Origin of the sequence: Nocardia sp. NPDC050175, assembly GCF_044459885.1 — a bacterium.
GTDB lineage: Bacteria > Actinomycetota > Actinomycetes > Mycobacteriales > Mycobacteriaceae > Nocardia.
Genome location: NZ_JBITJI010000001.1, coordinates 662,051 through 678,732 on the forward strand (window position 1 = coordinate 662,051; position 16,682 = coordinate 678,732).

The window sequence follows — 16,682 nt, forward strand, 5'->3', positions numbered from 1 at the left end:
GGCATGGAGAACGTACGATTCGACACCAAGATCGCAGTACTGCTGCGCGAGGACCTGCCGACCTGGCAGCGGCTGAACGTGACGGCCTTTCTGGTCAGCGGCCTCGGCACGGCACAACCGGAGGTGATCGGCGAACCATACGAGGACGCGGACGCGACAAGCTACCTTCCGATGTTCCGGCAGCCGGTCCTCGTCTTCGAGGGCACCAAGGAGGTACTGCGCAGCGCGCACAGCAAGGCGCTGACACGGAGACTGCGGGCGGCGATCTTCACCTCTGACCTGTTCACCACCGGAAACGACCATGACAACCGGGCCGCGGTACGAGCGGTCGGCGCGGCCGACCTGGACCTCGTCGGTATCGCCGTATACGGACCGCGCAACGTCGTGGACAAGATATTCAAAGGCGCGCGAATGCATCCGTGAAACCGAACCCGTAGCTCGGCATCGCTCAAGCAGAAGAGTCCTTCGTATCAGCCGCTCCCACAACCACTTTGAAATCCCACGACCATCGCCACGTCCAAGACCATCGCCATGGCCAGCGCCACGACGAGCTGCCGGTCGTCGAAACAGCCGGGTCGGCGACGCGTGGCGTAACGCCTCCCGCTACTACGGCGGCCACGATAGCGCTGACCAGCACCGTTGTCAGGATCGAGGAAAGTCTGTTCCATCGAACATATGGCAAGGCAATTGATTCTGTGCGCGACATGAGCGCATCCCCCCGGGGCTATTGCGATTTGTTTTACAACCGCCCCATCTTCTCAGAGATACCAGGGGTTCCGTCAGCAGATTGCGCGCTACGCCCGGATTTGTAGCCGAGCTCCGACGGCAGGTTACGTCTCTTCGAGGATCGCCTGTCCCGAGGGCACGCGCAGCGACTTCGACGTACTGACACCCGCGTTCTGATTCAGCTTGTCCACGTCGCGGAAATGGAATCGCACCTCACTCGACACCGCCTCGAGCACGCCGTATCCGTGCCGGACCATGTCGATGTGTTTCACGTGCGGGTTCTTGTCCAGCCGATTGGCTTCCTCGGTGTGCGCGCCCGACTCCGAGGTGTCGCCGGTGTTGTGCGAGGTGACCGACGGAACGACGAATTCCACACCGGCGCGGGCGGTTCCGGGCGCGTTGACCTGCTCGGCGCTCGGCGTGCCCGGCGCGAATCCGGTATCCCAGAGTTCGCCCGCGTACCCGTCGTGATCGTCACCGGTGACCACGACCATGTTCTTGATGTCCTTGGCGGCCCGCGACAGGATGTCGGTCCGTTCCGCGCCGTAGCCGTCCCAGGTGTCGAGCCATGCGCGCTTGCCCTGATCGTCGACGACCATTCCCATCATCATGTTCGCGTTCGCCATCACCTTCCAGGTGGCGTCGGACCCGGCCATGCCGTCGAGTAGCCATTTCTTCTGCGTCGAACCGAGCATGGATCGTGCGGGATCGTCGGCATCCGCGCACACGATCGGGGTGAGCGAGTCGCCGCAGCCCTGAATGTCGCGGTACTGCCGTGCATCCTGCGCGAACAGTTCGACGGTTTTGCCGACCCGCACGGTGCGATACGTGCGCAGCGGGTCACCGGCGAACCGCGGCACCGGCATGTGCTCGAACCACGCCTGCCACGCCCATTGCTTCTTCTGCTGGAACCCGACGGCCGTATCCGCCTGCGCGAGAAGGGGAAAGGTCCAGCCGACCTTGGTGTAGTTGTTGCGGAATTCGTGATCATCCCAGATCGGGACGAAGGCGTGCTTGCTGTGCATCAGCTTCAGGTCGGCGTCGGAACGGTATTTCCGATACTTCTCCCGCATCTGCTCCAAAACCTGCGGGTAGGCGTTGACTTCGACACCTCGAACACCGGGAGCGGTGAACTCGTAGACGTAATCACCAAGGCACACAACGAAATCGAGGTCCTCGTCGGCGAGGTGGCGATGCGTTGCGTAGTAGCCCTCCTCGAAGCCCTGACAGGTGAACCAGCCGATCCGCACCGGCTCGTTGGAGTCCGCGGGCCGCAACGTCTTGAACCGGCCGACCGGCGACTCGGTGCCCTGTGCGCGGAACTGGTAGAAGTACTGCTCGCCCGGCCGCAGGCCCGTCGCATCGAAATGAACTGTCCCGTCGGCATTTCCGCGCGCCGTGACCTGCTCGGCGATGTCGGGGCTCGACAGGTTCTCGTTGCGGGACACGATGACCGCGAGCCTGCCGTCCAACCCCGCGCTACCGCTTCCACTGCCCGTGCCACTGCCGGAGCCGCCGCTGCCGGTATCGGGCACGCCCGTGCCCGCGCTGCCGGTACCGAACGGACCGCCGGAAACCCGGGTCCACAGGGTGGCGCCGTCGGTGCGTGGCACGCCCGCCATCACCCCGTTGCCGAACGCCACATCTCGCAACAGGTTGCCCCGATCGTCCGGAGCCTGACGCAGTATCGGACCGCCAGGCGCGGCGGCCGAGAATCCGGGCATCGCGACCGTCGCGCCGATCGCGGCAGCGCCGGTCAGGAACAGTCGGCGGGCGAGAGGAGTGTCGAAGTGGTCGCGACGATCATCGGTAGACAAGGCACTCCTCGCTGAGCAGTGGACTGTTGCGATAGACGGTACTGGTCGGACGGTTGACGTCCTGGGCGCGCTCAGGCGTGTCGAGGAACGTCTCCGCGGCCGGCTTCGATACTTTTGTTTCCGACTACGTAAATGTAAACTTTTATAGATGGATGTCAATGGGCCACTTCTTAGCAAACGCGGCCGACCGCCGAAATCGGCCGGTCAGCGCGAGCAGATGCGCCGGAAACTCCTCGACGCCACCGCATCGGTGTACGCCACCCACGGCCAGTCCGGACTAACCGCCGAGCGGATCGCGCACACCGCGGATGTCTCGAAGCCAACCTTCTACAAGTACTTCCCCAACAGCACTGCCGCCTTGGATGAGCTCGTCGCCGACGGCAACCAGCAACTGCGTGCGCGGATCGAACGGGCCGTCGGCAAGCACGACGATCTACCCGACAAGGTCGCCGCAGCCATCGACGCCTACCTGGACTGGGGCATCGCGGCAGGCGACTCGCTACTCGTCTATCACGGTGCCGGGCTGCACTCACCGACGAACGCGACGGTCGCCGGCGTGATGGTCTCGCTGATCCCCGCACCCCCCGGCGCCATCCCCGCACCTGAGCTGATCAGCATGGCGTTGGCCGCATTCCAGGCAGGCTGCGTCGAGTGCAGGCTGCACCCCGGCCGACGTCAGGAAATCAAAGCCGCGATGCTGCGTATCGCCTTCGCAACCATCGGCTGGCACCCCATGGACGCTACGGAAGATTCTGCGGCACAAAGGATCTGATATCGCCCGTGCCGCATCGGATCCGGGTCGAGGGGCAGCCGCAACGGGTCGATGGCCGTGCACCAGGAAGTAGCGCAGGCTGAGCCCGAGCCATTCGCCCCCACAGTCCACCGGCGCACCGACCACTGAAACTCCGGCCTCAACGACGCCGTCGTCCTCGACTAGCGAGTCCCGTTCTCCCGCTGAGCCTTACGCTTGGCCCGCGCCATCCGCAGCAGATAGATCGGGGTCGGCGGCACCCACCCCAACTGCATCGCCTGCCCGAGATCGTCCCGGTTGGCCCAGTGCTCGATCACCTTGCCGTCCACGATCCGCAACCAATGCGACTGTGTGACAGCGAAAGTCTTACCGGTCGGCGGAAACACCTGATCCACCTGCCCGTCCTCGCCGTACGCCACGAACGGCCCGACGTGACGCCCGTGCATCGTGGTGTGCAGCGCGACCAGTTCACCGTCCACCACCGCGGCCTCGACCGTGTGGTGCAGATCCGCGTACGCCGCGCGCAACCACAGCGCCGTCGCGTAATACGCGGCGGCCCCGCGCCCCCGGGCGGCAGGCGGCTCGGCCTTGGCCTCCCGATTGGTCGCCGCCGGGTGGATTATCGCGTCGAAATCGGCGAGCTCACCGTCGGCCATGATCTCCACCGAGCGGATGGCCACAGTGCGCGCGATATCGGCCGCGGCCAGGGAAGTGCTGTCCATGAGGACCTCGCAATCGAATACAGGCAACTTGTCTCCACTATCTATCGCCCGCAACGAACGCTTCGTTTAATACTGCAGGTTGGTCGATCGCCAGAGGTCCGGTGTGTGCGCATTGCCCGCCAACGGGGGAGTTCCGGTCGTGCGAACGGGTGTGAAACGGACGGGCAGGGACGTGATTCCGCGTAGAAAGGGCGACGGACGCCGGACCAGGTTCGCCGCGGGCACGGCAAGATCGAGATCGGGCAGCCGGTCCAGGAGCACTTCGATGCCGGTCTGCGCAATGATCTCGGCAATCTGCTGGGCCGCGAACGGGCACCGGTACTCCCCGTGGCCGAAAGCGAAGTGTGCGCTGTTTCCGGTGCCGGCCGCTGCGCTGTTCTCGGTGAGCTGCCTGCCGACGTGTGGGTCGGCGTTGGCGGCGGCCAATCCGAGCAGCAGCATGTCCCCTGCTCGGATGTCCTTGTCGCCGAGCCTGGTGTCGCTAGCCGCCCAGCGACCCGGGAAGATTTGGATCGGAGTGTCTTCCCACAGCACCTCGTTCATCGCGTGCTCCACGCTGTGCCGCCCGCCGCCGAGTGCCCCGGCAAATCGCTCGTCGGTGCGCATCAGCCGGATCGAGTTCCCGATCCAGTCGACGGTCGGCAGATACCCGGCGGCGACGACCGCCAGCAAATCCAGCGCACATTCCGCATCGGTGAACGACGCGGGATAGGTCAGCATCCGCGACACCAGATCGGCACCGGGCCTGGCTCTTTTGGCAGCGAGCAACTGCTGCATCCGCTCGGCGAGGCGCGGGTATACCGACCCCGCGTCGGGACCGCCGTCGGTCAGCGCCTTCAACATCTCGATGAACTGCGCCCCATCCTCCTCGGTGAAGCCGAAGAGCCAGGCCAGCGCCGACATCGGCAGCGGTTCGGCGAAGTCGGCGACGAGATCGGCTGTGCCCCTTCCGCAGAAGGTATCGATGAGGTGGTCGGCCAGGTGCTCGCAGGTGCGCCGCAAGGCGACGAGGTCGACCGACTCCAGCGCGGGCTCCACCATCGCGACCCGACTGCGATGAATCGCACCCACGGTAGACGTAATGGACGGATTCGGGTGGTCGATCATCGGAAGCAGCGGCCACCCCGCGGGGATGTTCGCCCGCTGGTTCCACAGTCTGCTGTCCCGGGGAAACAACACGGGATCGCCGGTGACCTGATGCAATTCGAGGTAGCCGATGACCAGCCACGCCGGAACACCGCCTGGCAGTTCGACGGCGACCACCGGCCCGTGCTCGTGGCGCATCGTCCGATACAGCTCGTGCGGGTCGGCGCGGAAACCGTTGTCACTCAACGACACCAGTGTCGACTCCGGGCGAACCGGGCAACCGCTGGGTTCGGTGCTGTCATCAGCCCGCGACGGCCGGTGCTGCACAGCGGCATCGCGTTGGACATCGTCGCGGGCGGTCCGGCTCACCTCTCGGCCGTGCGGACGCTCGTCTTCGTACGGCCCGAAGGCCGTGCCGATCGCGTGTTCGGTCATTGGGACACCTCCCCGTTTCCGGCGTGCGGCGAGGACCCGAGGTAGTCGTCGTTCATCGCGGAAGACGAAGGGGCGCTGTCGGTTTCGAGACCGACCGGCACGCGCGGGCGGGGGGCCCAAGCCCCATGGATCGACATGCCGTCCGGGGATACGGGCCGGAGCCCGACCAGCGTGCGCCCCCGCTGTTGCGGCTGCCTCGAATCGGTGACGTCTGGTGCGTCTTCCGGCGCAGTCGCGTGCGGCCGGATGACCGACGGCAGCGACTCCCGTGCGGTGGCCGCGGGAATCGACGCGGGCGAGCCATTCACCGGGGTGGTCAGATCCCGCGGCACCAGCACAACCGCTGCCGTCCCACCGATGGCGGAGGGGCGAAACGACACGGTGAGTCCGTGCTTGCGGACCAGCGATCCCACCACCGCGAGACCGAGCCGGGTGCCGATCAACGAGGAATGATCGGAGGTGGCACCGTGCCTGCTGTCCCCCGGGTCCGAACCTGATACGAGCAGCTCGGCCCGCCGCAGCGCCGATTCGCTCATGACCAATCCACTGTCCTCGATAGTGATCACCAGCCCGGCGGGAATCTCGGCCGTATACACCTGGACCTCGGTGGTGGGCGGGGAGAAGTTGCAGGCATTGTCGAGAAGTTCGGCGACGGTGTGCATCACGCCCTCCGCCGCATGGCCGGCGATCGCGATATCGATCGCGGTCCGCAGCCGAACCCGCTGATAACCCGCCACGCGCCCCATGGCGCCACGCACGATCGACTCGACGGAAATCGGGTTGGGCCACCGACGCCCTGACCGACCCCCGCTCAGCACGGCGAGACTGTCGGCGAGCCTGCCCGCCTGCGCGGAGCGATGATCCAGCTGAAACAGGTCGGCAAGCACACGCGAATCGTCGTGCCGGTCCTCCATCGCGCGCAGCTCCGCCAGCATGCCGGTGGTCATCGCCTGCAGGCGGCCCGCCACGACCGCGAACGCGGCCATCGCCGCGACCCGGCGGCCCTCACTATCCGCCGACTCCCGCGCCCACCCGGCCGCAGCCGCGTTCGCGGCCTCGATTCGGACGGCCGCATCGGTGGCCGACGATGCGGCGGCCTGCCGGTAGTGCACAGCAGCGGCCACCGCGACGCACAGCACTATCGAGACCACGGTGGCGCCCAGCGCGAGCGGGACCCGGAATGCCGCAGGCGCGGTGGCCACGGCGGCCACTACGACAACCATGCTCACGAGAGCGCACACCAACGCCGCCGGATACAGCGCGCGCGCAGCCCTGGCGTACTCCTCGAACTCGCCGTTCGACGACTTCAACATCTGTGACAAGTTTTGCATTTCTGCACCGCTCTCCAGGGGCGCATGCGGAGCAGACTTGATAAATGAAAACCGCATGCAATGTTATTTGCCTGACCGTAGCTGCCTAATTAAAGAACAATGTCCAAAATGCGGCAATAGCTATTGTCTATGAATTTCGCCACACCGCTTGCAGTGCCACGGTGGTGGCGTGATGTGCACTCGAACAGGGAGAACACGCCCAACTTCGTCATGTTATCGCACGTTGACGAGCGCTTCACACGGATCCACGGGTTCGATTCGCCGCCAGTTAACGATTTATCCATCAGATCACAGTTGGACAACTGACCGAAATCCCGAATCGCGGACATTGCAAGAGGTAAGACATTTAAATTTGGTAAAGAAATTCCCCTGCGGATAGCTTCTCCAAGATTTCGATTGACGTACCGGGCGTCAGCTTGTAGGGACCAGGGCCGGGCGCGTAGAACTGAGCCGTTTCCGAGTGACGCACGACACATTGAACCCACCGATTGGGACAATAGACTGGAGTTGTACCAAACGATCCGACCTACTTCGGGCTCATGGCTCTCTGGCCGAAGAGGAGAAGGTCGCGAACAGATCGAAACAGGTCAGCCGCGCGGAGATGAGATATCGACCCCACTTCTGAACAGGAGCTCGATCATGTCTGAAAGCGCTTTGACAGCAGAGGTTTTCGTTACTCCGACGATCCCGGCGGAGACCGGCGTCCCCGGCCAGAAGTCGATCTGGTCGCCCATGTCGGCCACGTTGATTTCTGGTACGCGCGACGCGGTTCTCGTCGACGCCTTCCTGACCGAGGATCAAGCCCGAGACCTGGGCGACTGGATCGAGGCTTCGGGAAAGAACCTCACCACCATTTACCTCACCCACGGCCACGGCGACCACTTCTTCGGCATGACGCCACTGCTACAGCGGTTCCCCGGCGCCCGCGCCGTCGCCACCCCAGGCACCATCGCGCACATGCACCAAGAGCTGGAACCCGAGTTCTTCCAATCCTTTTGGGGATCGACCTTCCCCGGCCAACTCCCGAAAGACCTCCAGGTGGCCCAGCCCCTGACCGACGGAGTGATCGACCTCGAAGGCCACGAACTACGCGCCGTCGAGGCAGGCTACAGCGATACCCACGACACCACCTTCCTGCACGTCCCCTCGCTCGACCTCGTCGTCGCGGGCGACATCATCTACAACGGTGTGCACCAATACCTCGCCCAAACCAGCAAAGCCTCACGGCAACAATGGATCGCGGCAGTCGACCAGGTCGAAGCCCTGCATCCGAGGCGAGTGGTCGCCGGTCACAAAGCACCCGGCGCGCCGGACTCACCACAGGCAATCGGCGAAACGCGCTCCTACATAACCGATTTCGACCTGCTGCTCGACAAAGCCAGCGACCCAGCCGAACTCGTCGATGCGATGCTCGCCCGCTACCCCGACCGCGTCAACCCCGACGCCTTGCGAGTGTCCGTGCGAAGAGTGTTCGCCCGGGAAAAGGCCGCCACCCCTGCATGATCGGCCACTCGGCCGAGTAGTTCGGGCACCGCGTAACGACGCGACACACGCTGAGAACCAAGTGCGGACGGTCGGCGCGTGGTGTGTGATCACAGGTATGCCGATCGTGTTGAGCACGCCAGGAGTCGACGGACTGAGGGCCGCTGTGCTCGTACTGCGGGAATGGCAGTACGACGGCGCGCCGATGCAACTGCATCCAGGCGATCTGGGCTGGTTCTGGCGCTTCGGGGCGGAGGCGACCGCCGCGGCGGTCCGGACCTGGAGCCGGGACGGACAGCTTCTCGCCGTCGGACTGCTGGATGGGCCTGAGTTGTTGCGGCTGACGATCGCTCCAGACGTTCGGCGAGACGAGGAGCTGGCACAGCGGCTGGTTGCGGACGTGACCGACGCTGAGCGTGGCGTACTGATGACCGGGAAGGTGTGCATCGAAACGCCGATGGACGCGTTGGTCCAAGACTTGTTGTCCGAGCACGGCTGGAAAACCGGTGAGGCGTGGACGCCGCTGCGCCGCGACCTCGCGGAGCCGGTGCCGGATCCAGGCGTGCGAATCGAGGTGATCGGGCCAGCGCAAGCGCACACGCGGACCGCCGTACATCGTGCCTCGTTCGACAGGTCGACGTTCACCGACGACCGCTGGCACGCGATGGCGACCGGATTGCCCTATGCCGACGCCCGGTGTTTGGTCGCCTACGACGATCAGGCCAACGCGGTGGCCGCGGTAACGGTGTGGTCGGCCGGCCCGGACAAGCCCGGATTGCTCGAGCCGATGGGCGTGCATCGAGCACATCGCGGTCACGGCTACGGCAAGGCCATCACCCTCGCCGCGGCGGCCGCACTCCGGCAACTCGGCGCGTCGAGCGCGCTAGTCGGCACCCCGAGCGCCAATATCGGCGCCGTCGCCACGTACAAGTCGGCCGGCTTTCAGCAACTCCCCGAAACCCGGGATCGCTGCCGGGGCGCCTGATTTGATTCCGCCGAAACACTCACCGACAGAAGAATTCCCGTGCGGTTGGAAGTACCTCCGGCAGGGCCAGTAGGGTCGGGGACATGTCGACGACGCCCGACTCCTTCCCCCGTCTAAGTGCGCGCACCCAGCGATTTACGCTCGGCGCACCGCGTGCTTTCACCGTCGCACCCGACGGCACGCGCGTCGCATTCCTGCGCTCCACCTCGGGTACGGACCGGGCCAGCTCCCTGTGGATCCTCGATCTGGCGCTGGGCGAGGAGCGAGTGGCGGCCGATCCGCGCGTCCTGCTGGGCGGCGCGACCGAGGACCTGCCGCCCGAAGAGCTCGCGCGTCGCGAACGCAGCCGCGAGGGCGGCGAAGGCATCGTCGGCTACGCCACCGACACAGCCGTGGACTTGGCGGCTTTCGCTTTGTCAGGCCGGTTGTTCGTGGCCGACCTGAAGGCTGGCACGGCACGTGAACTCCCGGCCGCCGGATCGGCGATCGACCCACGCCCATCCCCGGACGGTCGGCACGTCGCCTATGTCGCGCACGGTGCGCTGCGGGTCGTGAGTGTCGAGGGCAAGGACGAGCGCGCGCTCGCCGAGCCGGAGTCGGCCAACATCACCTACGGTCTCGCCGAGTTCATTGCGGCGGAGGAGATGAGCCGCTATCGAGGCTTCTGGTGGTCGCCGGACTCGCAGCGGCTGCTGGTCGCGCGCGTGGACGACACACCGGTACAGCGCTGGTGGATCGCGGACCCGGCCCGGCCGGCGGATGCCCCACGACAGGTCGCCTACCCGGCGGCGGGCACCGACAACGCGGATGTACAGCTGTTCGTGATCGGCCTGGACGGGGCGCGCACGGAGGTCGTCTGGGACCGGGCGCGTTATCCGTACCTCGCGCAGGTGCATTGGTCAGCTGCCGGTGCTCCGCTGCTGCTCGTACAGGCACGCGATCAGCGCAGCCAGCTGTACTTGGCGGTGTCGCCGGAGACGGGCGTGACCCGGACCGTGTACACCGACGAAGATCCGGTGTGGCTCGATCTTTTCCCCGGCGTGCCCTGCTGGAACTCCGCAGGACAGCTCGTACGGATTGCCGACGAGGGCGACGCACGGGTCCTCGCGGTCGGTGAACGCGCGCTGACCGGTCCTCAGTTGCACCTCCGCGCGGTACTCGACGTCGGGTCGGCCGACGTGCTGATCACCGCGTCGGCCGGCGCCGAGGCTGATGCGCCCGAAACCGGCGAGGTTCACGTCTATCGCGTCAACGAGCTTGGCCTGGAACGTGTTTCGCAGGAGCCGGGCGTGCACTCGGCGGTGCGTGCCGGGAGCGTCACCGTGCTGGTATCCGCCACGCTCGACCGTCCGGGCGCCGATGTGCAGGTGCTTCGCGACGGGACGCAGGTGGCGACGATCGCCTCGTACGCAGCCGATCCCGGCCTGTCCCCACGGGTAACCCTGACCGAGGCAGGCAAACGGCGCATCCCGTGCGCCGTCCTCCTCCCTCATGATTACGACGGCACGACCCCACTCCCTGTCCTCATGGATCCCTACGGCGGACCACACGGCCCGCGAGTACTCGCCGCGCACAATCCGCATCTCACCTCACAGTGGTTCGCCGACCACGGTTTCGCCGTCGTGGTCGCCGACGGCCGCGGCACCCCCGGCCGCTCCCCCGCCTGGGAGAAAGAAATCCGCGACGACCTCGCGGAAGTCGTCCTCGAAGACCAAGTGGACGCATTGCAGGCGCTCGCCGACGACTTCCCCCTCGACCTGAACCGAGTCGCCATCCGCGGCTGGTCCTTCGGCGGTTACCTCGCGGCGCTCGCAGCCCTCCGCCGCCCGGACGTCTTCCACGCAGCCGTGGTGGGCGCGCCGGTCATCGACCTGCGCCTCTACGACACCCACTACATGGAACGCTACCTCGGCCACCCGGACGAGCAGCCAGAAATCTATCGACGCAACTCACTCATCGACGACGCAGGCCTGGTCGACGCAGCCGACCCACACCGCCCGATGATGATCATCCACGGCTTCGCCGACGACAACGTGGTAGTAGCCCACTCCCTCCGCCTGTCCTCGGCTCTACTGGCCGCCGGCCGCCCACACGAAGTGCTCCCCCTGTCCGGCGTCACCCACATGACCCCCCAGGAGTCGGTCGCCGAAAACCTACTCCTCCTCCAACTGGAATTCCTGCGACGCTCTCTCTCCTAGCCGAGCAGACCTATTTCGGAAACCGCAAATAGAACGCCGCGAACACCAACACGATTCCGACGTTCACAATCAGCCGCGCCCAAAACTGATGCCTGAAGAACAGGACATCCACGCCAACCACAACAGCGACCAGCGCGAGCACATACAACACCACGACAGCCTGTCTTGCCCATTGCGCCGACCGGCGCGACGCACCGGGACAGCTCGCGCTGTTCAGCCCTGATCAGCATTGCAGCGTTGCCGCTTCTCGCGACTTCGGTTGGGGCTCAGGCGAACTCGCAGCAGGGTGCCGGGTGATGCCGGTGACCTGGGCCAGTCCCCACAAGACCAGTGCGGAGAGGGAGTAGGCGGCACCGAGCCAGCAGGTGGCCGACCAACCCCACGTGCTGTAGGCCCAGGTGGTGGTGATCGCGCCGAGGGCTGATCCGAGGGAGTAGAAGGCCATGTAGGCGCCGATCACGCTGCTGGCTCGGTTCGGGTGCGCTGCGGTCAGCAGGTGCTGGCTGCTGACGTGTACCGCCTGGACGGCGAAGTCGAGCAGGACGATGCCGATGATGAGCGGCAACAGGGTTGATTCGGTTCGGGCGATGAGTGACCAGGAGGCAGTGAGCAACACCAGCGCGGAACCCGTAATCACTTGCGCGCGGCCGGAATCGGCCCATCGTCCCGCGCGGGCGGCACCGAGCGCTCCGGCCAAGCCCACCACTCCGAACAGGCCGATCTGTGTGGTGCCGAAGTTCCATGGATCGGTGCCGAGCGGCAGGGCGAGCCCGCTCCAGAGGGTTCCGAAGGACGCGAAGAGGAAGAAGGTGATCAGCCCTCGGCTGAGGAAGAGCCGATCCGTGCGCACGAGCCGCCCCATCGATGCCAAAACCTGTACGTACCGCGCCCCGGGCGTTCTGCCGTCCGAGTCGAGCGTCGCGCGAACGATGAACGCCAGCACCACACACAACACGGCGAGCAGCGCGTACACGGCACGCCAGCCGACCGTGTCACCGAGGACGCCCGCAAGAACACGGACACCGAGGATGCCGATCACCACACCGGAGGTGACCGCACCGATATTGCGACCCCGCTCGCTTGGTGCGGAAACGGCGGCGACATAGGCGACCGTCACCTGAACCACTACCGCGAACAGACCCGCGACCGCCAGCCCCACCACCGCGACGACACCGTTAGGCGCAACCGCCACGACCGCCGCCCCCACGGCAGTAAGTACCAGATGCACAGTGATGAGCCGACGACGATTCAGCACGTCACCGAGCGGAACCAGCAAGACGAGACCGACAAAGTAACCAACCTGCCCAGCAGCAACCAGCCAGCCCAACGATTCGCGCGCCAACCCCAACCCGGTGCCCGCCGTCTCCAACACCGGCTGGATCGCGTAGATCGTCGACACGGCCACCGCGCACACCAGCGCCAGCACCCACCGCTGCGACCTTGTGACTCCTACGGCCACAACACCTCCCGAAATTAGTAGCAAAATGCAACCATTTGACGATAGGGCATAATGGTTTCAAAGTGCAACTGATTGAACGGAGGCGCATGACCACGACACCCGGCACCGGCCGCGACTGGACCGACCCCACCTGCCCGGTCGCGCGAACCGTCGACCTCGTCGGCGACCGCTGGAGCCTGCTGATCGTGCGCGACGCCATGGACGGCGCCGCGACCTTCACCGACTTCCAGCAGCGCCTCGGCATAGCCCGCAACATCCTCACCGACCGCCTGCGCAAGCTCGTCGACCACGGCATCCTCACCACCAGCACCGCCCCCGGCGGCAAGCGACACAGCTACGAACTCACCGACGCAGGCCAAGACCTCTTCACCACTGTCGTGGCCTTGCGCCAATGGGGCGAACGCCACGCCTTCACCGGCAACGAACCCCACTCGACCCTCGTCGACCACGACGGCCGACCCGTCGCCCGCCTACGCACCGAGGACCACGAGGGCAACCGCGTCACCGCGGCGACCACCCGAGTTCGCAAGGTGCCCAAGTCATCTCGGTGACCGGAACGCCTACCCCTTGGTCCGGTGGAGACCGGCGATGCCGGTGAGCACGAGATCGATCCCGATGAGGAACTGCTCCCGGTCGTCGTGTTCGCGCATCTGGCCCGCGACCGCACGGGTGAACGGATAGTCGGCGGGGTCGAGCTCCTCCCACGCCTTCGCTACGTCGCCGAGGAACTCGCCGCGATCCAATTCGGCCTCCAGAACGTGACTGTTCGTGACGTACTGACTGGTCGCGCCGAGGATGTAGTGCACCAGTGCCGAGGTCGCGGTGAACCAGCTGCCCTCGGGGACACCGAGCGCTTGGACCCGTCGCCCGATGCTTTCGATGATCCGCGGCGCTACCGACCCCGATGGACTGCGGGAGAACTGCACGGCGAGCTGCGTGGCGAGCCACGAGTGTTCGTCGATCGCGTCGAACAGTCCGAGCGCGACAGCACGGATCTCATCCTGCGGGGAAGCCGCGGACTCGACGGGTTCGACGGCCAGCGCCGCGGCGACAACGACGTCGGTCGCGGCGGCGAGCAACTCCCCCTTGTTCGCCACATGCCAGTAGATCGCCCCCGGCCCGGTGGCAAGACGCTCGGTCAGCGCCCGGAATGTCAGCCCACCCTCGCCGGTCGTGTCGAGCAGCTCGACGGCCGCCTCGACGATCCGCTCCCGGGACAGCGCGTCCGTCCGCCGCTTCTCCTTGCCCGCCCGCGATGCCATACCGCCATCTTGGCACGCCTGGAGCGCCGTTCCAACCTGTGTTAGATTGGAACGGCATTCCATAGCCGCCGGACCGCACCGGCCTCGATCCCGAAGGAGCCCACCATGCCCACTCCAGTCACGATCATCGGCGCCGGACTCGGCGGACTCACCCTCGCCAGCGTCCTGCAGGTCAACGGCATCCCGGTCACGGTCTACGAGGCAGAGCCCTCACCAACGGCCCGTGCGCAGGGCGGCATGCTCGACATCCACGACTACAACGGACAGCTCGCCATCGAAGCGGCCGGGCTGTCGGACGAGTTCCGCACCCTCATCTTGGAAGGCCGTCAGGCGATACGGGTCCTCGACCGCGACGGATCCATCCTGTTCGACCAACCCGACGACGGCACCGGCGGCCGCCCCGAGGTGCAGCGCGGCGAGATGCGACAGATGCTGATCGACTCGCTCCCCGCCAGCACCATCCAATGGGGGCACAAGGTCAGCGGTACCCGTGCACTCGGCGAAGGCCGCCACGAGGTCACCTTCACCGACGGCAGCACCATCACGACGAGCCTGCTGGTCGGCGCCGACGGCGCGTGGTCAAAGGTCCGGCCCCTATTGTCCACTGCCACACCCGAATACACCGGCATCTCCTACATCGAGACCTACCTGTATGACGCCGACACCCGCCACCCCGCCGCCGCGAAAGCAGTCGGCGGAGGGTCACTGATCGCGCCCGCACCGGGCAAGGGGATCCAGGCGCACCGCGAAAGTGGCGACACCCTGCACACCTATGTGTCGCTGACCAGATCGCTGGACTGGTTCGCCGCAATCGATTTCACCGATGCCGCCGCAACCAGGGCGCGCATCGTCCACGAATTCGACGGCTGGGCACCAGAACTCACCGCACTGATTACCGAAGCCGACACCGCACCGGTCTTCCGCCCCCACTACACCCTGCCGATCGACCACCAATGGGACCGAGTGCCCGGCGTAACCCTGGTCGGCGACGCCGCCCACCTCGCGCCCCCGAACGGCGAAGGCGCCAACCTGGCGATGCTCGACGGCGCCGAACTCGGCAAAGCCCTCGCCGCCCACCCCGACGACATCGAGGCCGCGATCACCGAATACGAGCTCGCCATGTTCCCCCGCAGCGCCGAAATCGCCCTCGACGGCGCCGAACTGCACGAGATCATGTCCGGCGACAACGCACCACACAGCCTGGTCACCATGTTCACCGGGCACTAGTAAACCCGCCGGATCGGCGCATCAACACCGATCCGGCGAGAATCACAACGCCGTTGTGGCGCTTCCTATTTGGCGATACCTGCTTCCGCAGCAGCTGATCTACGCGTCGGCTCGAACAGTTTCCCGCTCAACGTCGCGAAGACCAGCCCGATGGCCAGCCACAGGATCGCCTGCGCACCAATCGAATACAGCCGGAACAGATAGAGATCATCGGCCGGGAATCCCGGATAGACGATCGCACCCGACGAATCCCGCAGCGGCTGCGGCGTTTCCGTTGCTTGCCTGCCGAACTCGGCGGTATTCGCCGAAAGATGCCCCAGCTGTGGCAAAAGCAGCATCACGATACCGATCGCCACCACGAAGGCAACTGCCGCGACCAGGCTAGCAGTCCAATTACCAAGGCGTGCCGCCAGTCTCCGACCCAACAGCACCGCCCCGATCAGGAACAGCGACGACAACACCACCATCGTCAGATACAACGCCGTCCGGTCCTTGATCGTGTCCGAGTGTCCGATCGAGGGCGGATTCGCCGGATACTTCAGGAACGGCACCAGATACACCGCCGCGAAGAACGCCCCGGCCAGCAGCAGCGCCAGGTTACGCGCCGAAACCTTGCCGACCCGGCCGACGCTGAGCGCGAAGACCACCGCGAACAGTCCACCCATGGCGACACCGAACAGGATCATCCCTAGGCCGATCCCGACATTGGATTGCACCGACCGAGTGAACACCTCCGCGCCCATGTCCCCCATCGGGTGGCCAGCGGCCTTGTCCAACGCCTCCTGCGCCTCGTCCCTACCGCTTTCGTAGTCGATCGCCCGCTGGATCACCGGCTCCGCGAAGATCCGCGCGAACACGAACGCCAACAACCCACCGATCGCGCCCGCCAGCAGGCCGCGACCGATTATCTGCTTCTCCATACCGCTACCACTCGCTCCGGCCGAGCCGACTCAATGGCACGGGAAGCCGAGGAAATGCCGTGCGTCGTGCACGAATTCGTGGACGTGGGTATCGCTGCCGAAAATCGACACCGCCCCCTGATCGATACCGATGAAGTAGTAGATCAGCAGTGCCCCGAGCACCGTGCCGACCAACCAGAGCGTGCTCGACACCGAGGCACTGAGCGGACGAACCGTCACACCGGCATGCGGAACATAAGTGGCCATGAGGGACTCCTTCCAGGGATTACGCGTCCCTACGT

16 protein-coding genes are annotated in these 16,682 nt (G+C 65.8%); 7 read left to right on the top strand and 9 right to left on the bottom strand.

All coding sequences use genetic code 11. The features are described from left to right. The first annotated feature begins 3 nt into the window (after positions 1–3). Entirely contained in the window at positions 4–423 is a 420-nt protein-coding gene (locus tag ACIBK2_RS03005) for a DUF2000 family protein (protein ID WP_396962997.1), read from the top strand. 407 nt (positions 424–830) lie between these two features. Here the strand turns inward: ACIBK2_RS03005 and ACIBK2_RS03010 are convergent, their stop codons facing one another. Next, a complete protein-coding gene (locus ACIBK2_RS03010; protein WP_396962999.1) occupies positions 831–2,543 on the bottom strand; it encodes an alkaline phosphatase D family protein in 1,713 nt (570 codons plus the stop codon). Between the two features lie 217 nt (positions 2,544–2,760). On the opposite strand from ACIBK2_RS03010, the gene ACIBK2_RS03015 reads away from it, so the two are divergent. Beyond that, positions 2,761–3,315: a TetR/AcrR family transcriptional regulator gene (locus ACIBK2_RS03015; protein ID WP_396963001.1), complete on the top strand. Its 555-nt coding sequence runs from the start codon at positions 2,761–2,763 to the stop codon at positions 3,313–3,315. A gap of 161 nt (positions 3,316–3,476) precedes the next feature. On the opposite strand, the gene ACIBK2_RS03020 is transcribed toward ACIBK2_RS03015, so the two are convergent. From ACIBK2_RS03020 to ACIBK2_RS03030, 3 genes are all read right to left on the bottom strand, one after another. Further along, the gene (locus tag ACIBK2_RS03020) at positions 3,477–4,016 is read right to left on the bottom strand and encodes an ester cyclase (protein ID WP_396963003.1); all 540 of its coding nucleotides are present in this window, start codon (positions 4,014–4,016) and stop codon (positions 3,477–3,479) included. Between the two features lie 66 nt (positions 4,017–4,082). Further along, the gene (locus ACIBK2_RS03025) at positions 4,083–5,537 is read right to left on the bottom strand and encodes a cytochrome P450 (RefSeq protein WP_396963005.1); all 1,455 of its coding nucleotides are present in this window, start codon (positions 5,535–5,537) and stop codon (positions 4,083–4,085) included. Next, entirely contained in the window at positions 5,534–6,850 is a 1,317-nt protein-coding gene (locus ACIBK2_RS03030; RefSeq protein ID WP_396963007.1) for a sensor histidine kinase, read from the bottom strand. Before ACIBK2_RS03030 ends, ACIBK2_RS03025 begins: the two co-directional genes overlap by 4 nt. Before the next feature lie 657 nt (positions 6,851–7,507). Here ACIBK2_RS03030 and ACIBK2_RS03035 point away from each other — a divergent pair. The 3 genes from ACIBK2_RS03035 (at position 7,508) to ACIBK2_RS03045 (ending at position 11,533) form a co-directional block, all read left to right on the top strand. Then, positions 7,508–8,371 carry an MBL fold metallo-hydrolase gene (locus ACIBK2_RS03035; RefSeq protein WP_396963009.1) on the top strand — a complete coding sequence of 288 codons (864 nt, stop codon included), beginning with the start codon at positions 7,508–7,510 and terminating at the stop codon, positions 8,369–8,371. A 97-nt stretch (positions 8,372–8,468) separates the two neighbouring features. Next, positions 8,469–9,335 carry a GNAT family N-acetyltransferase gene (locus ACIBK2_RS03040; protein WP_396963012.1) on the top strand — a complete coding sequence of 289 codons (867 nt, stop codon included), beginning with the start codon at positions 8,469–8,471 and terminating at the stop codon, positions 9,333–9,335. An 83-nt stretch (positions 9,336–9,418) separates the two neighbouring features. After that, positions 9,419–11,533 carry a prolyl oligopeptidase family serine peptidase gene (locus ACIBK2_RS03045; RefSeq protein WP_396963014.1) on the top strand — a complete coding sequence of 705 codons (2,115 nt, stop codon included), beginning with the start codon at positions 9,419–9,421 and terminating at the stop codon, positions 11,531–11,533. Positions 11,534–11,543: 10 nt separating this feature from the next. Here the strand turns inward: ACIBK2_RS03045 and ACIBK2_RS03050 are convergent, their stop codons facing one another. Continuing rightward, positions 11,544–11,684 (bottom strand): hypothetical protein, encoded by a 141-nt coding sequence (locus ACIBK2_RS03050; protein ID WP_396963016.1) that lies wholly within the window; start codon positions 11,682–11,684, stop codon positions 11,544–11,546. A 72-nt stretch (positions 11,685–11,756) separates the two neighbouring features. Continuing rightward, complete coding sequence (locus ACIBK2_RS03055) at positions 11,757–12,992, bottom strand: MFS transporter (protein ID WP_396963018.1); 1,236 nt, start codon at positions 12,990–12,992, stop codon at positions 11,757–11,759. Between the two features lie 86 nt (positions 12,993–13,078). Here ACIBK2_RS03055 and ACIBK2_RS03060 point away from each other — a divergent pair, with 86 nt between their 5' ends. Further along, positions 13,079–13,543, top strand: a complete 465-nt coding sequence (locus ACIBK2_RS03060) for a winged helix-turn-helix transcriptional regulator (protein WP_396963020.1) — start codon at positions 13,079–13,081, stop codon at positions 13,541–13,543. A gap of 9 nt (positions 13,544–13,552) precedes the next feature. Here the strand turns inward: ACIBK2_RS03060 and ACIBK2_RS03065 are convergent, their stop codons facing one another. Next, positions 13,553–14,254, bottom strand: a complete 702-nt coding sequence (locus ACIBK2_RS03065; protein ID WP_396963022.1) for a TetR/AcrR family transcriptional regulator — start codon at positions 14,252–14,254, stop codon at positions 13,553–13,555. 105 nt (positions 14,255–14,359) lie between these two features. Here ACIBK2_RS03065 and ACIBK2_RS03070 point away from each other — a divergent pair, with 105 nt between their 5' ends. Next, positions 14,360–15,481 carry an FAD-dependent oxidoreductase gene (locus ACIBK2_RS03070; protein ID WP_396963024.1) on the top strand — a complete coding sequence of 374 codons (1,122 nt, stop codon included), beginning with the start codon at positions 14,360–14,362 and terminating at the stop codon, positions 15,479–15,481. A 65-nt stretch (positions 15,482–15,546) separates the two neighbouring features. On the opposite strand, the gene ACIBK2_RS03075 is transcribed toward ACIBK2_RS03070, so the two are convergent. Together ACIBK2_RS03075 and ACIBK2_RS03080 are read right to left on the bottom strand one after the other, a co-directional pair. Beyond that, the gene (locus ACIBK2_RS03075; protein WP_396963026.1) at positions 15,547–16,401 is read right to left on the bottom strand and encodes a CbtA family protein; all 855 of its coding nucleotides are present in this window, start codon (positions 16,399–16,401) and stop codon (positions 15,547–15,549) included. Between the two features lie 30 nt (positions 16,402–16,431). Next, positions 16,432–16,647, bottom strand: coding sequence for a CbtB domain-containing protein (locus tag ACIBK2_RS03080; protein ID WP_396963028.1), 216 nt, complete (start codon positions 16,645–16,647; stop codon positions 16,432–16,434). Positions 16,648–16,682 lie beyond the last annotated feature (35 nt).